The organism is Calothrix anomala FACHB-343 (assembly GCF_014696435.1).
GTDB classification, from domain to species: domain Bacteria; phylum Cyanobacteriota; class Cyanobacteriia; order Cyanobacteriales; family Nostocaceae; genus Aulosira; species Aulosira anomala_A.
Window position 1 is genome coordinate 91,504 of sequence record NZ_JACJQG010000008.1, and the last position, 16,481, is coordinate 107,984.

The 16,481-nt window shown below is 41.6% G+C and carries 18 protein-coding genes; 5 read left to right on the plus strand and 13 right to left on the minus strand.

What is annotated here, in order from left to right:
- Positions 1-207 precede the first annotated feature (207 nt).
- The 8 genes from H6G08_RS06185 to H6G08_RS06220 form a co-directional block, all read right to left on the minus strand.
- Complete coding sequence (locus H6G08_RS06185; protein ID WP_190539687.1) at positions 208-1,719, minus strand: Ycf46 family AAA ATPase; 1,512 nt, start codon at positions 1,717-1,719, stop codon at positions 208-210.
- 370 nt (positions 1,720-2,089) lie between these two features.
- The gene (locus tag H6G08_RS06190) at positions 2,090-2,596 is read right to left on the minus strand and encodes a YceD family protein (protein ID WP_190539689.1); all 507 of its coding nucleotides are present in this window, start codon (positions 2,594-2,596) and stop codon (positions 2,090-2,092) included.
- Positions 2,597-2,760: 164 nt separating this feature from the next.
- Positions 2,761-3,276, minus strand: a complete 516-nt coding sequence (locus H6G08_RS06195) for a Jag family protein (protein WP_190539691.1) — start codon at positions 3,274-3,276, stop codon at positions 2,761-2,763.
- A 2-nt stretch (positions 3,277-3,278) separates the two neighbouring features.
- Positions 3,279-4,424, minus strand: a complete 1,146-nt coding sequence (gene yidC / locus H6G08_RS06200) for a membrane protein insertase YidC (protein ID WP_190539694.1) — start codon at positions 4,422-4,424, stop codon at positions 3,279-3,281.
- 236 nt (positions 4,425-4,660) lie between these two features.
- Positions 4,661-5,050, minus strand: coding sequence for a PH domain-containing protein (locus H6G08_RS06205; protein ID WP_096643017.1), 390 nt, complete (start codon positions 5,048-5,050; stop codon positions 4,661-4,663).
- Positions 5,037-5,459 (minus strand): ribonuclease P protein component, encoded by a 423-nt coding sequence (gene rnpA, locus H6G08_RS06210; protein ID WP_190539696.1) that lies wholly within the window; start codon positions 5,457-5,459, stop codon positions 5,037-5,039. The genes H6G08_RS06205 and rnpA overlap by 14 nt, the downstream gene beginning before the upstream one ends.
- 24 nt (positions 5,460-5,483) lie before the next feature.
- Positions 5,484-5,618 carry a 50S ribosomal protein L34 gene (rpmH, locus tag H6G08_RS06215; protein WP_015139827.1) on the minus strand — a complete coding sequence of 45 codons (135 nt, stop codon included), beginning with the start codon at positions 5,616-5,618 and terminating at the stop codon, positions 5,484-5,486.
- 122 nt (positions 5,619-5,740) lie between these two features.
- Positions 5,741-6,253, minus strand: coding sequence for a DUF2808 domain-containing protein (locus H6G08_RS06220; protein WP_190539697.1), 513 nt, complete (start codon positions 6,251-6,253; stop codon positions 5,741-5,743).
- A gap of 756 nt (positions 6,254-7,009) precedes the next feature.
- Between H6G08_RS06220 and H6G08_RS06225 the strand changes: the two genes are divergently transcribed.
- The 3 genes from H6G08_RS06225 to H6G08_RS06235 all read left to right on the plus strand — a co-directional run bounded on the left by H6G08_RS06225 (position 7,010) and on the right by H6G08_RS06235 (position 9,978).
- Complete coding sequence (locus H6G08_RS06225; protein WP_190539700.1) at positions 7,010-8,173, plus strand: Re/Si-specific NAD(P)(+) transhydrogenase subunit alpha; 1,164 nt, start codon at positions 7,010-7,012, stop codon at positions 8,171-8,173.
- Between the two features lie 147 nt (positions 8,174-8,320).
- Positions 8,321-8,578 (plus strand): NAD(P) transhydrogenase subunit alpha part 2, encoded by a 258-nt coding sequence (locus H6G08_RS06230; RefSeq protein WP_313941411.1) that lies wholly within the window; start codon positions 8,321-8,323, stop codon positions 8,576-8,578.
- Entirely contained in the window at positions 8,575-9,978 is a 1,404-nt protein-coding gene (locus tag H6G08_RS06235) for an NAD(P)(+) transhydrogenase (Re/Si-specific) subunit beta (RefSeq protein WP_190539702.1), read from the plus strand. Before H6G08_RS06230 ends, H6G08_RS06235 begins: the two co-directional genes overlap by 4 nt.
- 200 nt (positions 9,979-10,178) lie before the next feature.
- Here H6G08_RS06235 and H6G08_RS37375 read toward each other — a convergent pair whose 3' ends face one another.
- The 5 genes from H6G08_RS37375 to petN form a co-directional block, all read right to left on the minus strand.
- On the minus strand, positions 10,179-10,727 hold the full coding sequence (locus tag H6G08_RS37375) for a type II toxin-antitoxin system PemK/MazF family toxin (protein ID WP_242046083.1): 549 nt from the start codon (positions 10,725-10,727) through the stop codon (positions 10,179-10,181).
- Between the two features lie 11 nt (positions 10,728-10,738).
- The gene (locus tag H6G08_RS06245; protein ID WP_313941375.1) at positions 10,739-11,005 is read right to left on the minus strand and encodes a hypothetical protein; all 267 of its coding nucleotides are present in this window, start codon (positions 11,003-11,005) and stop codon (positions 10,739-10,741) included.
- Positions 11,006-11,133: 128 nt separating this feature from the next.
- Positions 11,134-14,277 carry a GAF domain-containing sensor histidine kinase gene (locus H6G08_RS06250; RefSeq protein ID WP_190539705.1) on the minus strand — a complete coding sequence of 1,048 codons (3,144 nt, stop codon included), beginning with the start codon at positions 14,275-14,277 and terminating at the stop codon, positions 11,134-11,136.
- Between the two features lie 251 nt (positions 14,278-14,528).
- A complete protein-coding gene (locus H6G08_RS06255) occupies positions 14,529-14,690 on the minus strand; it encodes a hypothetical protein (RefSeq protein WP_190539707.1) in 162 nt (53 codons plus the stop codon).
- A gap of 7 nt (positions 14,691-14,697) precedes the next feature.
- The gene (gene petN / locus H6G08_RS06260; RefSeq protein WP_010998401.1) at positions 14,698-14,787 is read right to left on the minus strand and encodes a cytochrome b6-f complex subunit PetN; all 90 of its coding nucleotides are present in this window, start codon (positions 14,785-14,787) and stop codon (positions 14,698-14,700) included.
- Between the two features lie 218 nt (positions 14,788-15,005).
- On the opposite strand from petN, the gene H6G08_RS06265 reads away from it, so the two are divergent.
- Together H6G08_RS06265 and H6G08_RS06270 are read left to right on the plus strand one after the other, a co-directional pair.
- Positions 15,006-15,455 (plus strand): hypothetical protein, encoded by a 450-nt coding sequence (locus H6G08_RS06265; protein WP_190539796.1) that lies wholly within the window; start codon positions 15,006-15,008, stop codon positions 15,453-15,455.
- A gap of 211 nt (positions 15,456-15,666) precedes the next feature.
- Positions 15,667-16,233 (plus strand): 3'-5' exonuclease, encoded by a 567-nt coding sequence (locus tag H6G08_RS06270; RefSeq protein WP_190539797.1) that lies wholly within the window; start codon positions 15,667-15,669, stop codon positions 16,231-16,233.
- Positions 16,234-16,481: the final 248 nt, after the last annotated feature.

Below are 16,481 nucleotides of genomic sequence, written 5' to 3' on the forward strand. Positions count from 1 at the left end.
TTATAACCTTATTTCCATTGGTCAATTGTCAATGGTCAACAGTCAAGGGTCAATGGTTATTGGTTAGAGACGCGATTAATCACGTCTGTACAGTTGTTAGTTGTCAGTTGTCAGTTGCCATTGGTGATTGGACTATGGACTATGAACTATGGACTATGGACTATTGACTATTGACTATTGACTATTGACTAATTTTTGTTAAATACCTTAACGTAGCTTACCAAAGCTATCGCTTAAAGGAGCTTGTTTTGAGGCTAGTCTAGCGCGTCCAGCAGCAGCCCATTCTTGTAGTTGCTGAATTTGCTCTACAGCAGTCCGCGCTAAGGGGATGATTTGACTAGCAGCTTCTAAAATGTCGTCGTTGGTAAAATCACGATTTTGACTAAATCCGATATGCATCGCTTCTATTAAAGTTTGTTCAATCTCCGCACCAGAAAAATCTGGTGTCTCGTATGCTAGCCTATCAATGTCATAACTTTTCAAGTTATGGGGGCGCAGTCGGGATAAATGGACGTTGAAAATTGCTTTTCTCTCTTCTTGGGTTGGTAAACCGACAAAGAAAATTTCATCAAATCGCCCTTTACGCAGCATTTCTGGTGGTAAGGCTTGGATATCGTTAGCGGTAGCAACAACAAATACAGGTGAGGTTTTTTCGGCTAACCAGGTAATAAATGTCCCAAATACACGGCTAGTTGTCCCCGCATCGCCTTTACTCCCCAATCCCGAAAAGGCTTTATCAATTTCATCAATCCACAATACACAGGGCGCTAAAGCTTCCGCAACTTGGATCATTTGGCGGGTACGCGATTCAGATTCACCCACTAAACCGCCAAATAACCGCCCAACATCTAAGCGTAATAAAGGTAAATGCCAATGATGGGCGATCGCTTTTGCTGTTAAAGATTTCCCTGTACCTTGAATACCCACCAACATTAAACCACGCGGGTGCGGTAATCCGTACTGTCGCGCCCGTTCGGTGAAGGAACCACCCCGACGCAGCAGCCAATCCTTGAGGTTATCCAATCCGCCAATATCGGAAATTTGCTCGGTTGCGGGGTAAAAGTCCAAAATTTGGGTTTGGCGGATAGTTTGGCGCTTTTCTTCTAATACCAAATCCACATCTTCCGGTTGCAATTCCCCGTGAGTTGCGATCGCTTTTGCTAACACCCGGCGAATCCTTTCCATTGATAGCCCTTGACAGGAGCGCACCAAATCGTCGATGACTTTACTACTGAGAGAATTAGCCGTCGCTTGCAGCAAGCGTTCTACCTCGGTTTTAATTTCGCCTGCTGCGGGTAAGGGAAATTCCACAACTGTCAGCACTTCGGTTAAATCGTCAGGAATCGCAATTCGCGGCGATAAAATTACAATATTTTTGGGTTGCGATTTCAACAGTTTTGCTAAATTGCGCAGCTTACGCGCGATCGCCACATCTTCTAAAAATCGGTGATAATCTCGCAGTACAATTACCGCAGGCGCAGAAGCGGGTAATTTTTCGATAAATTCCAAAGCTTGCAACGGGTTACGCCTTCCAAAATTTGCATCATTGGGATTTCCTTGGTAACCATCCACAAAATCCCAAGTATATACCGGACGATTACCTTGATTTGTGGCTTCTTCCCGAATTGCTGCTTCTACCCTTTCCTCTTCGTATGTGGGAATATAAATCAAAGGGTAACGGGCACGTAGCAGTAGTTTAAACTCATCACGAAAGGTCATTCACTTACTCCTATCATAATTGGGCATGGGGCATGGGGCATTGGTTATTGTTGAAATCTCTGATTGAAAATGTCTTTAATTTTGAATTTTGCGGAAAGTCTGAGCGCCGGCTTCCGGCGATCAGAACTTTCCAAGAGAGAATTTTGAATTTATTTCCTCAATGCTTGCTTTGCTGATGTTTGAGTTTTATCGTCATCCTAAATCATTCCCGAACAACAAGATCCCCGACTTCTTGAGGAAATCGGGGATCTAAAGTTCTCTTTGTTGAGAAACAGGAATATTTTTGAAGAGGTTTAGTATATATGCCCACACCTTCTCCATTATTTATATGATATCCTGCCAACAATTCAAAAGTCAACAGTTAACATCACTAACCCGGAAGTTTCTTTTTCAAAGCTTCCAAGGAAGCCCAGCGCTTATCAACAGGCTTTTCGGAACTTTCAGCACTACTATTCACAATTCCTGGGCAATTGCGATCGCACAATTGGCGTTGCGGCAAAGCTAAACACATTTGCTCATACAGCCATTCACTAGCATAAAAATAGCCATCAGGTGGTAGAGTTTCTACCAAATCTTCTACCGCTACTTCTCGCTCTAATGGTAAGTCTTGTGATTGATTAGCTGTGGCATCTAACCAAATAACTTCTTTGGTATCAACCACCAAACGCTGATTGTATTGCTGTAGGCATCGGTTACAAGTACAAGTAATTATAGCTTCTGCTTGTCCAGCCACTTCTAAGTAATTACCCTGATGCTGTACGCGGATGGTACCGCGAACTGGGGTCAAAGTTTCCAAACCAGGCAGAAAATCCTTAACTTGAATTTCCTCTGTCCGCTCCGGGGCTTTGGTGAGCTGCGGAATAAAAATTGCGTCCATAGGATTTGTGAGACATCCTCACTCAACGAAACTTAGTTTAATTACCAGCAAAATTGCCGATCTTAGATCTATATTTTAGCTGTTAGGTCAATGGTCAATGGTCAATGGTCAATGGTCATTTGTGAAGAAGACAATAGGTATTTGTCCGCCTTGTCTTCCTTGTCTCAAGGAGCGATCGCGGGACGCACGACAAGATGACGATGGGGTTCTTTGCCTCGGCTAAAGGTTTCTAAATCGGTAAATTCTTTCAAAAATGTGTGAATTTGCCGCCTTTCTGCCGAACTCAAGGATTTTATTTCTACTTCTCTACCTGTAGCCCGCACTTCTTCTGATGCGGCTTCTGCCAAAGCGCGAATTTCTGCTTGTCTTTTGACGCGGTAGCCATTCAACTCAATGGTATAGGAAGCTTGGTCTTCTTGTGCTTGGTTAATATTCAGTACTGAATTAGCTAGGTACTGAATTGCATCTAAAACCGAGCCATCAGCCCCAATCAAAATATTGATTTGTTCGGGACTGAGAGTGGTTTGATCAATTGTTAACCAATAATTATCTGGTTCTTCGGAGTCGCCGCTCTGAGGTTGAGCAGGTTCTAAATTTCCCTCAACCTCAGCAGATACCCCAGTAAGCAGCAGCAATGTTTTTAACCATTGCTGCCCTCGCTGCATGGGACTGTTGCTCATGATCAATTTGTAGCCTTTTTCTTAGAACTTTTTGGCTCAAACGGCAACGCTTTCTGTTCTGCCGTTGCTGCTTCTTTTTCTTGGGTTGCTACGATTTTTTGCAATTCTTCCGGTAAGGGTTCGCGGGAGAGAATAAAGGTTTGCAGAGTTTGGAAGATATTTCCAATTACCATATACATTAAAACCCCAGCTGGCAGAGGGAAGAACAAGAACATCCCCGAAAAGATCACAGGAGTGATTTTGTTGACTGTATCCTGCTGTGGATTGCCACCGCCAGAATTTTGCCCGGAAAGAATTTGGCTGACGTAGAGACTGATCCCAAAGAAAATCACCATCGCCACAATATCCCAGTGGATTTTGCCATCTGGATCGATCGCGCCGACTCTACCTAAGGCGTCAATGAACAGGAATCCTTTATCTGCTGCTAATCCGGGAATAGTGCCTTGAAGTGTCACATCTCCCGGCTGTAAGGCTTCTATATTGCCTTCAGCGTCAATTTTGATTCTGTCTTCGCCCTTGGTAATTTTCCAATCAGGAATCAATTTATTTTCTGGGTGTTCTGCTAAAAGCACCTGAAATGGTTTGCCTTCAACAGTTTGGTATTGGATCTTAGTGTGTTCTCCTACCGCTAACTTATTACCGCCTGGCAGAATCGCTGTTACAGGAACATGTTCGCCATCAGCAATGTAGATGTTTTGCGGTGAAGTCGCAAAGGCTTGGGGTTGAATTCGTTCGATTTGTTCGGCGGGCAGTATTTGCAAATTAACGTTGTAATTGACACCAGCAAAGGGTGAACCCCGCAAAGTGGCAAACAGCGCTAACAATACTGGCATTTGCAACAGCAGTGGTAAACAGCCTGCTAGAGGGTTGCCAAATTCCTTTTGAACATTGACCATTTCCTCTTGCTGCTTTTGGGGATCGTCTTTATAACGCTCCTTAATTTCTGCCATCCGCTTTTGCATGAGCGGTTGAACAATCCGCATCCGCCGCATATTCCGAATGGAACCGGCACTCAGGGGATAGAGCGCGAAACGAATTATCAAAGTTAAAGCAACGATCGCCAATCCATAGCTAGGCACAATGCCATAGAAAAAGTCTATGATCGGCAGCATCACGTTGTTCGAGAGAAACCCGATACCAAAATCCATTATTCTGAATTCAACCTGAGGTACTGTAAACTGACTGAATCTAATTTATCTAAATCACGATCTGTCTGCGACTATCATTCACTACGGATAGCCGCCCATGATATGAAAAAATGAATGCTAAATATCAACCGGGCCAAAGTTTCCAAAAGCTATGTGTATAGGTAGTTTTCACCACTTGCACGAGCTATTGCTGCTGAGTAAGGGAAGGTGTTTGACTCAGCCTTGATGCTGATAGATTATTTGGCAGCAGTAGTATATTCAGAATTTTTGGCAGCAACTCTTTCGTTAATGTAGTCATAAACCGCCCGAAAATTAGGCACAGCCCGCATTTCTAGACGGCTACCATTTCTCAGGGTGATGACCATATCTCCCCACAAGCCTACGCCACGGGGAACTTTCACAACTTTGACAATTTCTGCATAAATTACGTCAGTGCGATCGCGTCCCATCCAACCCCCAGTCACAGTCACTCGGCGATCGGTGATGCGGAAACGCAGCCACAATGCTCTGACAATGGCTCCAACTGCCAAAGGTATACCCACAACCGTTAATCCCACCAGCAAATTTAGAATCAAATCACCAATATGAGGGCCACCTTCATAATAAATTTCTTCACGAATGCCCATTGAGTACCTCAACTTGTGCTAACAACTGCTCTAATTCTTGCAGAAATTGTTGGCTTACGCACTCTTGTTCTGCTGCTGTTGGTTTCACAACTACCACTAACCGCCATCCAGGTGACAATCTGGGCAACAACTTATACAAAGCTACTGTTATCTGACGTTTGATCCGGTTGCGGACTACTGCACGCTTGCTGACTTTGGTGCTAATGGAAATGCCAAATTTGGTGCTGTCTAAAGGTGCTGTCTGGATTAACTGTGAATTTTCACCGGCAGTATCCACAGAAGGTTGTTTGGCGATCGCCGGTTTCAAGGCCCTTAATGTGAACAAAGAACCATGACGCCGAATTCCTTCGCGGAAAACTGCCTGAAAATCTTTGCGAGATTTTAGCCGATATGCTTTGGGCAAAGCCACAGATGCTCTTTCGCCTAATACGCCCTAAACACTCAAACGATGACGACCCTTTTTTCTTCTAGCTCTAATCACGTTTCTGCCGTCTGGAGTCCGCATTCTCGCACGAAAACCAGAAGTTCTCTTTCTTTTACGGTTAGTACCGCCCAGGGTTCTTTGCATAATATGCTCCTCTTAGGTGCTGATAAAAAGTCACAATCTCTAATTTTATCACTCTTATGGCTAAAGGGTAGATATTAGGATTCACAGTCAACAGTCAACAGTCAACCGTCAACTGACCCAAGTTAAGAAATACTCAAAATCCATGTTCCCAGATAGCGCAATAGGGGAACGTCTCCAGGAGAGAGAACTTGGCAGGTGAAATAGAAGGTTCCACCAAAAGAGGGGTTTTTCACATCAGATAACACAACTTCGACTTTACTGCCTGAGGGTATTGGCTCTTGGGGGTAAATTTGAATTATTCGACCTTCTTTATCCCACTTCACTTCAGACAAGGGGACAGGTTTATTTTTGACCATCACCTCAATCTTTTTGGGATTGAAACTGCCTTTGTAATAGTTAGGGTAAGTAATGGCAATTTGCGCCACTGCTAATTTCATTTTTTGGGCAGGGATTCTTAATATATAGCGATCCCAACCATCAGCTTGTCCGCCAAAGTCTAAACGATAGGGTAGTTGATTTTCACCCTTAATACCGCTAAATAGTGTCAATCCTGGTAGGCTTTGTGCCCAGCTGACAGCTTGAAAACCCGTCAACAAGCAGCTAGCCACCGCTAAAGTAGAAAGTAAACGTTTCATAATTAAGCTCCTCACTATCAAGTAGTCAGCTGGGATTTTTTACTAAATAACTAAAAATTTAGTATTCGTAACTAAACTTTACTACTGAATTTCTGAAAATAGACGTTCAATGCCATAAAAAGTGCCGTTAGTCATTAGTCATTGGTCATTAGTCATTAGTCATTAGTTTGTTCTCCTTGTCTCCCTTGTCCTCCTTGTCCTCCTTGTCCTCATTCTCTACCCCAAACTTACACATGGGGATCAAGGATTGTTGCTGAATATGTACAAATGTATCTGAATTGTAAGACGTTTGTTATAAAAATTGAGCAATTCAAACAGCGATCGCTGGTGAACTTGGGCTAGATTGATAAAAACAAGCACGAATCCAAGTACTAATCAGTAAAATTTACTTTGGGCAAAATCAGATTTTTTCTAATTGGATGCATATTGCAATATGTCATAGAGGAATACAAAATTTTTTCAATCCCTAAAATAAGCTGAAGACACAGATGCAAATTCTGGGAATTAACATAGGATATGCAGTATGTAAGCCTATTTAAATTATCTCAGATTGTTAACATTTGTGATTAAAAAAATGAGACTTGGCCGTAGAACCAGCAAGATGATACAACCAAGGGTCAAGATTCAATCTAGAGAATCAATCAACGGCTGAAATTACCAGCCGATAAGGCATAAGAACGGGGAATCATTCAGCGAATAATTGCAGAGTTTGCGCATAGTTTGCAGAGATGTAAGTATTTATCTCCAGGAGATTTCATGAGAATAGCAGTAGCCAAGGAAATTGAAGTTGGTGAGCGTCGTGTATCATTAATTCCTGACATTGTTGCCAAATTGGTCAAACAAGGTTTAGAAGTTTGGGTAGAAACAGGTGCGGGAGAAAGAGCATTTTTTAGCGATTCTGCCTATGAAGCAGCAGGAGCAAAAATTATTTCTGACCCTGCTACATTATGGGGCGAAGCTGATATTTTATTGAAAGTTAGTCCGCCACAAGAACGGGAAGATGGACGCTCCGAAATAGATTTTCTCAAAGCAGGTTCTGTCTTAATTAGCTTTCTCAATCCTTTAGGAAATCCGGCGATTGTAGAAAAATTGGCAAGTCGCCAAGTAACAGCCTTGAGTATGGAATTGATCCCCCGAACTACCAGGGCGCAAAGCATGGATGCATTATCCTCGCAAGCATCCTTAGCGGGTTACAAATCTGTATTGATTGCGGCTGCTGCATTACCAAAATATTTCCCCATGCTCACCACAGCCGCAGGTACAATCGCCCCAGCGAAAGTATTTGTTATGGGTGCAGGTGTGGCTGGATTGCAAGCGATCGCCACCGCTAGACGCCTGGGAGCCATTGTCGAAGCCTTTGATATCCGTCCCGCCGTTAAAGAAGAAGTGCAAAGCTTAGGCGCGAAATTTGTCGAAGTTCAACTAGAAGAAGAAACCGTAGCGGCTGGTGGCTACGCCAAAGAAATCTCCGAAACTAGCAAACAACGCACCCAAGAAGTTGTCAACGAACATATTAAACATGCCGATGTGGTAATTACCACAGCCCAAGTACCAGGGAAAAAAGCCCCCCTACTAGTCACCGAAGAAATGGTGAAACAGATGAAACCAGGTTCAGTGATTGTAGACTTAGCCGCCGAACAAGGTGGTAATTGTGCTTGCACCGATCCCGGTAAAGACATCGTATACAACGGCATCACCATCATCGGGCCGATCAATCTGCCATCATCAATGCCAGTTCACGCCAGCCAACTGTACGCCAAGAACCTGACATCATTGATGCAATTGTTGATTAATAAAGAAAAAGCTTTAAATGTGGACTTTGCCGATGACATCGTTGAAGCAGCTTGCGTCACCCATGCCGGTGAAATTCGCAATCAACGAGTTAGTGAAGCATTAGCAGCGTTGAAAGTTAGAGGCTAGATAGGGACTAGGGGACAAGGGGGACAATTGTAGAGACGCGATTAATCGCGTCTCCGCCCAATGCCCCATGCCCAATGCCCCATGCCCATTTAAACAAGGAGTTTTTATTTCATGACAGAGGCATTACTTGCTGCTTTGTTTGTGTTTGTGCTGGCATCGTTTATTGGGTTTGAAGTCATCAATAAAGTGCCACCAACTTTACACACTCCCCTAATGTCGGGATCGAACGCGATTTCAGGGATTGCTGTATTAGGCGCGATCGTGGCTTCTGGTGCTAGAGAAACCAGCGTATCAGTGATTCTCGGTTTAATTGCCGTAGTACTAGCGACGGTTAACGTTGTGGGCGGCTTTCTCGTAACAGACAGAATGTTGCAAATGTTTAAGAAAAAGGAGATTAAGGCGTGAGCGATTTTATACCAACTGGGATTCAGTTAACGTACTTAGTCGCTGCATCCTTATTTATTCTCGGATTGAAAAAGCTAGGTTCACCTGCAACAGCTAGAAACGGTAATGTTGTCGCGGCTGTGGGGATGTTGTTGGCGATTGTCGCCACAATGTTAGATCAGCATGTGTTGAACTACGAGATGATTTTGTTAGGTTTAGCGATTGGATCGGGTATTGGTGCGATCGCAGCTTACAAAGTCCAAATGACAGAAATGCCCCAAATGGTGGGTTTACTCAATGGTTTGGGTGGTGCAGCTTCTGCATTAGTCGCTGTGGCTGAATTTTGGCGATTATTGGATTCAGGCTCACCCATACCTTTAGATGTCAACATTTCCATGCTGTTGGATGTGTTAATCGGTGGTGTTACCTTCACAGGTAGTTTTCTCGCCTTTGCTAAATTGCAAGGTTTAATAAGCGGTTCCCCGATTACATTTCCTTTCCAGCAACCATTTAACCTTTTATTGCTGGGGCTTTATATCGCAGGTAGCGCCTACTTAATCGTTACACCAGATAGCTTACCGATATTCTTAGCGGTAGTAGCTGTTTCTCTAGTACTAGGTGTCATGTTCGTCATCCCCATTGGTGGCGGCGACATGCCGGTAGTAATTTCGCTGTTGAACTCTTTATCAGGGATAGCAGCAGCAGCCGCCGGGTTCGTGGTGATGAACAATATGTTAATCATCGCTGGTGCATTGGTGGGAGCCTCTGGGATCATCCTCACCGAAATTATGTGTAAAGCCATGAACCGCTCTCTCTTCAGCGTGCTGTTCAGCGCTTTTGGTACAGGCGGTGCGGCTGGTGGTGCTGCTGGTGGTGATGTCATCGATCAAACCGTGCGCAGCATCGATCCCGAAGAAGGGGCGATGATGTTGGGTTATGCCCGTTCTGTGGTAATTGTACCTGGTTATGGTATGGCGGTAGCGCAAGCACAACATAGCGTGCGAGAGTTGGCAGATCACCTAGAACGGATGGGTGTTGATGTTAAGTATGCCATTCACCCTGTAGCGGGAAGAATGCCAGGACACATGAACGTGTTGCTAGCTGAGGCGAATGTGGCTTACACCCAGTTGTATGACATGGATGATATTAATCCTCAATTTGAACAAGCGGATGTGGCTTTAGTAATTGGGGCTAATGATGTAGTTAATCCAGCAGCGCGTACTGATGTGAATAGCCCAATTTTTGGAATGCCAATTTTGGAAGTAGATCGGGCGAAGCAGACAATTGTGATTAAGCGCGGGATGAGTACAGGTTTTGCCGGTGTAGATAATGAATTGTTCTACAAGGATAAAACTACGATGCTTTTTGGTAGCGCGAAGGATATGGTGTCGAAGTTGGTTTCGGAAGTGAAGCAGCTTTAACGAACCGCGAAGACGCGAAGAGCGCGAAGTAAAGAAAGAATTTGAGAGTGGCTTGCTTTAGGGGTGTGATGCTTCTGAAGCAAGTTTTTTAGTTTGGAAAAATATTGAGAAGCTTAAAACTAAATCTTGGTATAAATCCTGATGATTTTTACCTTTTAATTTGAAATTATTTTGTAGAAAATTAGTTTTTAATTGCCAAATTAAATAGAGATACCTTTCATAGAATCAATAATTTCTAATGTTTCTTGTTGTTCTTTTTGTTCATCTATATTTCTCCATGAAGTGAATAAATTTTGAATATTGGCTCTCCGGTTTTGCTTTTGATTATCATCGCTCTGATTAATTTCATTCAGAGCTTTTTCCCAATCATTTAACGCAGCCTGTTTCATCATTATACTTTGAGGAAACAAACGGATAATTTTTAGTAGTTCTGGCAGATATTCTTCTGGGGTTTGTTCAATTTCTAATAACAAATCATTGCGAGGGTTGCTTGAAGATTCTGAGATAGGTTGATTATTGCTCATAAGTTTATTTCTGGTATTAATAAAATTATAGCTGTGGCAGTATAGCTTAGTGCAGTTATCACTCTCTTCTTCCTCTGTGTTCTCTTCTGCGCCTCTGCGGTTTTTTAGAAAAAGCGATCGCATCTCACGCGCCAAAATGCATAGACAAAGCCCGCCGCAGGCATCGCTAATTTCTGTCCCTACGGTTGGATCTAAATTAACTAACCAGACTTCACCTCTATACATAAGACTCTGAGTTACTTTAAGTCTTCATCTGGATATTCATAAAAATCTTCTCCATCCAAATCAGAAAAGATATTTAATTCACCATCAGGTGCATAATCTTCAATAGCTGTCATTGCGGCTAGTTTTAATTGACGTTTTTGCTCATCTTTAGTAAGTGAATTTTGCTCTTGAAGCACCAATTTCAAAGCTGCTTCAGCTATTTTTAGGCGATCGCTTACATTTAGATTTGCAAGTGCTTGGAGAATTTGCTGAGTTTCCATGTTAATTACTAGAGCCACCTATATTACTCATAGTAATGAAATTATAAAGTTAATAGTATTCGCCCAGCTATAGCCCCTCCTCCTCTTCCTCCGCGCCTCTGCGCCTCTGCGTGAGCCAAAAAAAGCGATCGCACAGCTAAAATTGCTTAACTTACCTCCCGTTTTATCGGTATTTCTACCCGAAATTCAGCACCCTTACCAGGTTCAGATATACATTGAATTTGACCACCATGTTTATCAACAACAATTTGATAACTAATATACAATCCTAAACCAGTACCTTTACCAGGTTCTTTTGTGGTAAAGAAGGGATCAAAAATCCGCGATCGCACATCATCAGGAATACCACAACCATTGTCAACAATCCGAATCGCAATAGAGTTTTCATCTATTACTTCTGTTTGAATATGAATTTGTGGCTTATGCAATTTTTTGTCTTTGCTGATTGAATGTTCTAGCGCATCAATGGCGTTACTAATCACATTCATAAAAACTTGATTTAACTGAGCCGCATAGCATTCTACTAAGGGTAAGTTGCCATATTCTTTAAATACCTCAATTGCTGTAAAATTATCCTGGGGCTTTAAACGATGTTCGAGAATTAATAATGTACTATCAATACCCTCATGAATATTGACTGGTTTCATGTCGGCTTCATCTAAGCGAGAAAAAGTACGTAATGAAAGTACTAATTCGCTGATTCGTTCTGCTCCAACAGTCATGGAATTGATAATTTTGGGCAAATCTTTCGCCAGAAAATCTAAATCTAGATTTTCTATATGCTTTTGAACTTCTGCTTTCGGATTAGGATAGTTTTTTTGATAAATATGTAGCAGTTTTAGTAAATCTTCTGCGTACTCAGATACATAGGTAATATTCCCATAGATAAAATTTATGGGGTTATTGATTTCATGAGCTACACCAGCCACTAACTGTCCTAAACCTGCCATTTTTTCACTTTGAATCAACTGGCTTTGAGTTTGTTGTAATTCTTGTAGCGTCTGCTTTAGTTCTTCTTTTTGAATCTGAGTCTTTTCTAGTAACTCTGCTTGCTGAATTCCCACACCTAATTGATTGCCAATATGTACCAATAAATCGATTTCTTCTTGTTGCCAATTCCGGGGCTTAGTATTTTGATAAGCTGCTAATAATCCCCAGATTTTATCTCCTTGAAAAATTGGTACAATCATATATGCTCTAGCCACAATGGGTTTGAGCAAATTAATTTGACTAGGATAATCTACAGTATTGTAAATATCCTTAATTATGACAATCTGACCAATATCATAATTTTCTCCTTGAGTTTGTTGTAAGTAATCCTGAATAATAAAAGGTACAACTTCTTGATTTGATGTACTATTATGAGCTAACGATTCAGCTACAAATTCCACAGTTTTGTTAGGAAGTAAACGGTAAATTGTTGCCCGATCCACTTCTAAAAGTTGTCTAACTTCTTTTGTACTGATAGCAAAAATATTCTTTAAATCAAGGGATTGGCGAATTTTTTCTACCGTTGCAGCTAATGTTTTTTCCCTTTCGGTAGCTTTGCGTTCGCGTTCTGCGGCTTCCCGTTCGCGTTCTGCGGCTTGTGCAAGTTGCTGTGCTTGTAATTGTACTTGCTTCAAGGTTTCTGCTTGTTGTATTGCTACGCCTAATTGCACGCCGACTTGCGCCAGTAAGTTGATTTCTTCATCTTGCCAATAACGTGCGTGGGAGTTTTGATAAGCTACTAACAATCCCCAGAGTTTTTCGCCTTGAGATATGGGGACAAAAACTTCATGACGGGGATGTTTGTTTGCTGGTGTTTTGGGTAAGAGATTATGTGCGATCGCTAATTGCGGTCTCATGTCGGCTATGGCATTATCAGCAATGGAATCAGCAACAAAATCACCACTCCAATCAGGGTAGAAGCGATAAATTGATACTCTCTCTACTTCTAATAGTCCGCGCACTTCTTGAGTCGTCGCCTGAAAAATTGTATCTATATCTAAAGATTGGCGAATTTTCTCGACGGTATTCGCTAAAGCTCTTTGTCTTTCCGCCGCTTTGGTGAGTGCTGCTGCTTGAGTTTGCAATTGTTGTAAAAATTCTGCTTGCTGTAATGCTACACCTAGTTGAGTACTAACTTGAGTGAGCAAATATACCTCATCTTCTTGCCAATCACGCCGACTGTCGTTTTGGTAAACAGCTAGCAAACCCCAAAGCCTTTGTCCGTGGTAAATAGCAATGATGACATAAGCTTTTGCTTGATAGCTTTCTAGAACTTTGAGGTAGCATTCACTAAAGCCAGCATTGTATATATCATTACAGACGCGGTAGACTTCACCCCTAGCAAAACGACCGCCTTCTGTGTCTTGTAGATAAGTATCTACTACTGGCGTTTCCGCTAAATCTTTAACACTACATTCGCTGACATTTTCACCTAATTCTGGGCGTTGAAGTTGTTCATCTATTAAGGAAGTCCAACCTGCTGCTACCGATTCAAAAACAAATTCACCGCTCCAATCTGGATAAAATCGGTAGATAGCAACGCGATCTGTATTTAAAAGTTTTCTTAGTTCTTCAGTACTAGCGCGAAAAATGCTTTCTAAATCAAGAAACTGACGAATTTTTTCTACAGTTATAGCTATGGTTTTTTGCCATTCGGCTACTTTGGCTCTAGCTTTTGCTTTGGCTAGTTGTGCAGATTGTATTTTTGCTTGTTCGAGATAATCTGCTTGTTGTAACGCCACACTTAAATGTTCAGCAATCAGTTGCACAAATTCAACTTCTGAGGCTTGCCATTGTCTAGCTTCGCTACAATGATGAATACAAAGCAATCCCCATAAATGTTTACCTTTCATCAAGGGAGCAGCAATATTAGCTCTGACTTGAAATCTTTCGAGAATTTTGATATGGCAATCACTAATACTAGCTTGATGAATATCAGCTATAACATTAATACTACCTTGCTCATAAAGTTCTACAAATTCCTCTGCAAAGCAATGGTCGTAAAGTTTAGCTGTTAGTACAGAATTCCATTCATTTCCCACATCTTCATAAATAAATTCTCCTTCCCACCCCAACTCAGGGTAAAAACGAAACACCCCTACTCTGTCATTATTTAAAAGTTGGCGTACTTCCGTAACTGTAGTCTTGAATATAGTATCTATATCTAATGACTCGCGAATTCGGGCGATCACTTTAGATAAGGCTTTATACTTATCACCTTGATGAAAAGAATGATCGGGTTGATATTCTTTTAGCTCTGAATTCGGTTGTGTTGATGTCAGGGTAAAGGAGTTTTCCATGCCGAATAGAACTTTAAATAATGAAAGTCTTCTATTTCAGAATTCCCTGAATCACTACCAAGGTAACAAATATGTAAATATATCTCTCTGAAGTAACAGATATTTACATAAATCCAGAATTTTTTACAATAGAAGTAATAAATATCACAAAAAAATTTAATAATTTTTACTTGGTAATATATAAAACAATATAGGGACAACGATCGCTCGTGTCCCTAAAGAAGAATTATTGGTGAAAGAAAAGCGGGAAATCACCGTCGCTTAGGAGTGATGGGTTTGGTATCGCGTTTTTCATTTTCTTGACGACGGCGATCGCGCCAATCTGCCAAGGTTAAATAACCAACACCCCCAGTCACTAAGACTAGCAGCAGTATGCCCAACAATGCCAAAATATTTAGGACTGGATTTTCCACGTTACCTCTATAATCCGTTACGTCCCCAAACTACCATTGCAATAGACCAAGTAAACACGACTAAGAGTGATACCCAACCCAGTGTCAAAATTGCCATAATCCCACTTTTAAAATAATTACAAAACGTTTCTAATATTTATCATACTGGGAAAGGGGGCATTGGGCATTGGGCATTGGGCATTGGGCATTGGGCATTGGGCAAAAGTTATTTATCTCTCCCCTGCTCCCTGCTCCCTGCTCCCTGCCTCCTTCCCTTGTCCTTATTTCCCTCTTTGGCGTTGCAATATTGTGAAGAGAATTTTTGAGCCTCAGTTAATGTTAGAACGGATAGAATCGCTAAAAGTGGGAATTATTGGTGCTTTTTCCCTGTTTATCGCGTTTATTATCGCTAGTCTTGTCAATACCCTGGTTCTATCGAAGAATTTCCCGGTGCTTGCAAGTTTAGCAATTGAGCCGTTGGATTTGGATTTTGCCCTGAGTGGCGCGATCGCTTCTTTCTCTGGTTTTTTATTTGGCGCTACCTATCGCTATATTATCCGCAAGGACAGCAATCCTCATCTTAAATCTGGTGGTGTGTTGGCTTTTGGCTTGGTGCGGGGGTTAGCGCAAATAGAAGCTAGCTGGAATTCTCTGGCTACAGTATTACCTTCTGTGATTTTAGCTGGTGAAAGTGTATTGTGGTTTGCGATCGCGGCTAGAGTCATAGATACCGCAATGCAAATTGGTTGGCTCAAACCTTTCCCCTCAATCCCCACAGACTATTGACTTCAAAAATCTTCTATGTAATATATGTATTACAAAAGAAGTATGATTTATCTCATACCAATTCAATATGAAGACGCATATCATCTAGCCTGCGTAGGCAGGCTTTGTAATTATAGCCCCAGGCTTGGAGCCTGAGGGCGTTAATGGGCAGCCTCACATAGAATTCTAGTTATAACGCAGTTAACTAACTTACTCATATTTACTTATGAATATGACAGCTAAAAATTCCCATTACTATCTCATCATAGATTTAGAAGCCACATGTTGTGATGGTGGCTCAGTTCCCAGACATGAAATGGAAATCATCGAAATTGGTGCAGTTATCCTCAATCGCACCACATGGGAAATTGATTCCGAATTTCAACAATTTATCCAGCCTGTAAGACATCCGCAATTAACAAATTTTTGTACAACATTAACTAGCATTCAACAGCAAGATATTGCCCAAGCACCCAAATTTACTGAAGCAATTGAGAAATTACAAGCTTGGCTGAAATTATTTCCTAATTATATTTTCTGCTCTTGGGGCAACTATGATAAAAATCAATTCTTGCAAGATTGTAAATATCATAAAATCCCCTATCCCTTTAGTTCAGAGCATATAAATATTAAAGAGAAATTTTCCGAATATCTGGGTGTATCTAAAAGATTTGGCATGGCACAGGCACTAGAACATCTAGGATTAGAATTGCAAGGTACACACCATCGCGGTATTGATGATGCTCGCAATATTGCAGCTATTTATAGATATATGCAACTTAACAAAATTAATAAATAATCCCCTTGAATAGAACATAAAAAACTGTTCTAATACAATACGGTTCAGTTAAAGATAAATGTAGGTTGGGTTGAACGAAGTGAAACCCAACAAAGCGCCGAAAATGTTGGGTTTCGTCCCTCAACCCAACCTACGCCAAATCAGTTTTTTGACTGTTCTCATACCAATTTTATGTCAGCCTACATATTAACGCCCTCACCCTCCAAGGGTGGGGCTAAACCAACAAAGCCTGCCTACGCAGGCTAATT

Bases quoted from the DNA above. Each gene is read 5' to 3' on its own strand.
- H6G08_RS06205 (WP_096643017.1), bottom strand. From the start codon at position 5,050: ATGGGCATTCGTGAAGAAATTTATTATGAAGGTGGCCCTCATATTGGT.
- H6G08_RS06270 (WP_190539797.1), top strand. From the start codon at position 15,667: ATGACAGCTAAAAATTCCCATTACTATCTCATCATAGATTTAGAAGCC.
- yidC (WP_190539694.1), bottom strand. From the start codon at position 4,424: ATGGATTTTGGTATCGGGTTTCTCTCGAACAACGTGATGCTGCCGATC.
- H6G08_RS06225 (WP_190539700.1), top strand. From the start codon at position 7,010: ATGAGAATAGCAGTAGCCAAGGAAATTGAAGTTGGTGAGCGTCGTGTA.
- H6G08_RS06185 (WP_190539687.1), bottom strand. From the start codon at position 1,719: ATGACCTTTCGTGATGAGTTTAAACTACTGCTACGTGCCCGTTACCCT.
- H6G08_RS06195 (WP_190539691.1), bottom strand. From the start codon at position 3,276: ATGAGCAACAGTCCCATGCAGCGAGGGCAGCAATGGTTAAAAACATTG.
- petN (WP_010998401.1), bottom strand. From the start codon at position 14,787: ATGGCAATTTTGACACTGGGTTGGGTATCACTCTTAGTCGTGTTTACT.
- H6G08_RS37375 (WP_242046083.1), bottom strand. From the start codon at position 10,727: ATGTATAGAGGTGAAGTCTGGTTAGTTAATTTAGATCCAACCGTAGGG.
- H6G08_RS06265 (WP_190539796.1), top strand. From the start codon at position 15,006: ATGTTAGAACGGATAGAATCGCTAAAAGTGGGAATTATTGGTGCTTTT.
- rpmH (WP_015139827.1), bottom strand. From the start codon at position 5,618: ATGCAAAGAACCCTGGGCGGTACTAACCGTAAAAGAAAGAGAACTTCT.
- H6G08_RS06220 (WP_190539697.1), bottom strand. From the start codon at position 6,253: ATGAAACGTTTACTTTCTACTTTAGCGGTGGCTAGCTGCTTGTTGACG.
- H6G08_RS06190 (WP_190539689.1), bottom strand. From the start codon at position 2,596: ATGGACGCAATTTTTATTCCGCAGCTCACCAAAGCCCCGGAGCGGACA.
- H6G08_RS06250 (WP_190539705.1), bottom strand. From the start codon at position 14,277: ATGGAAAACTCCTTTACCCTGACATCAACACAACCGAATTCAGAGCTA.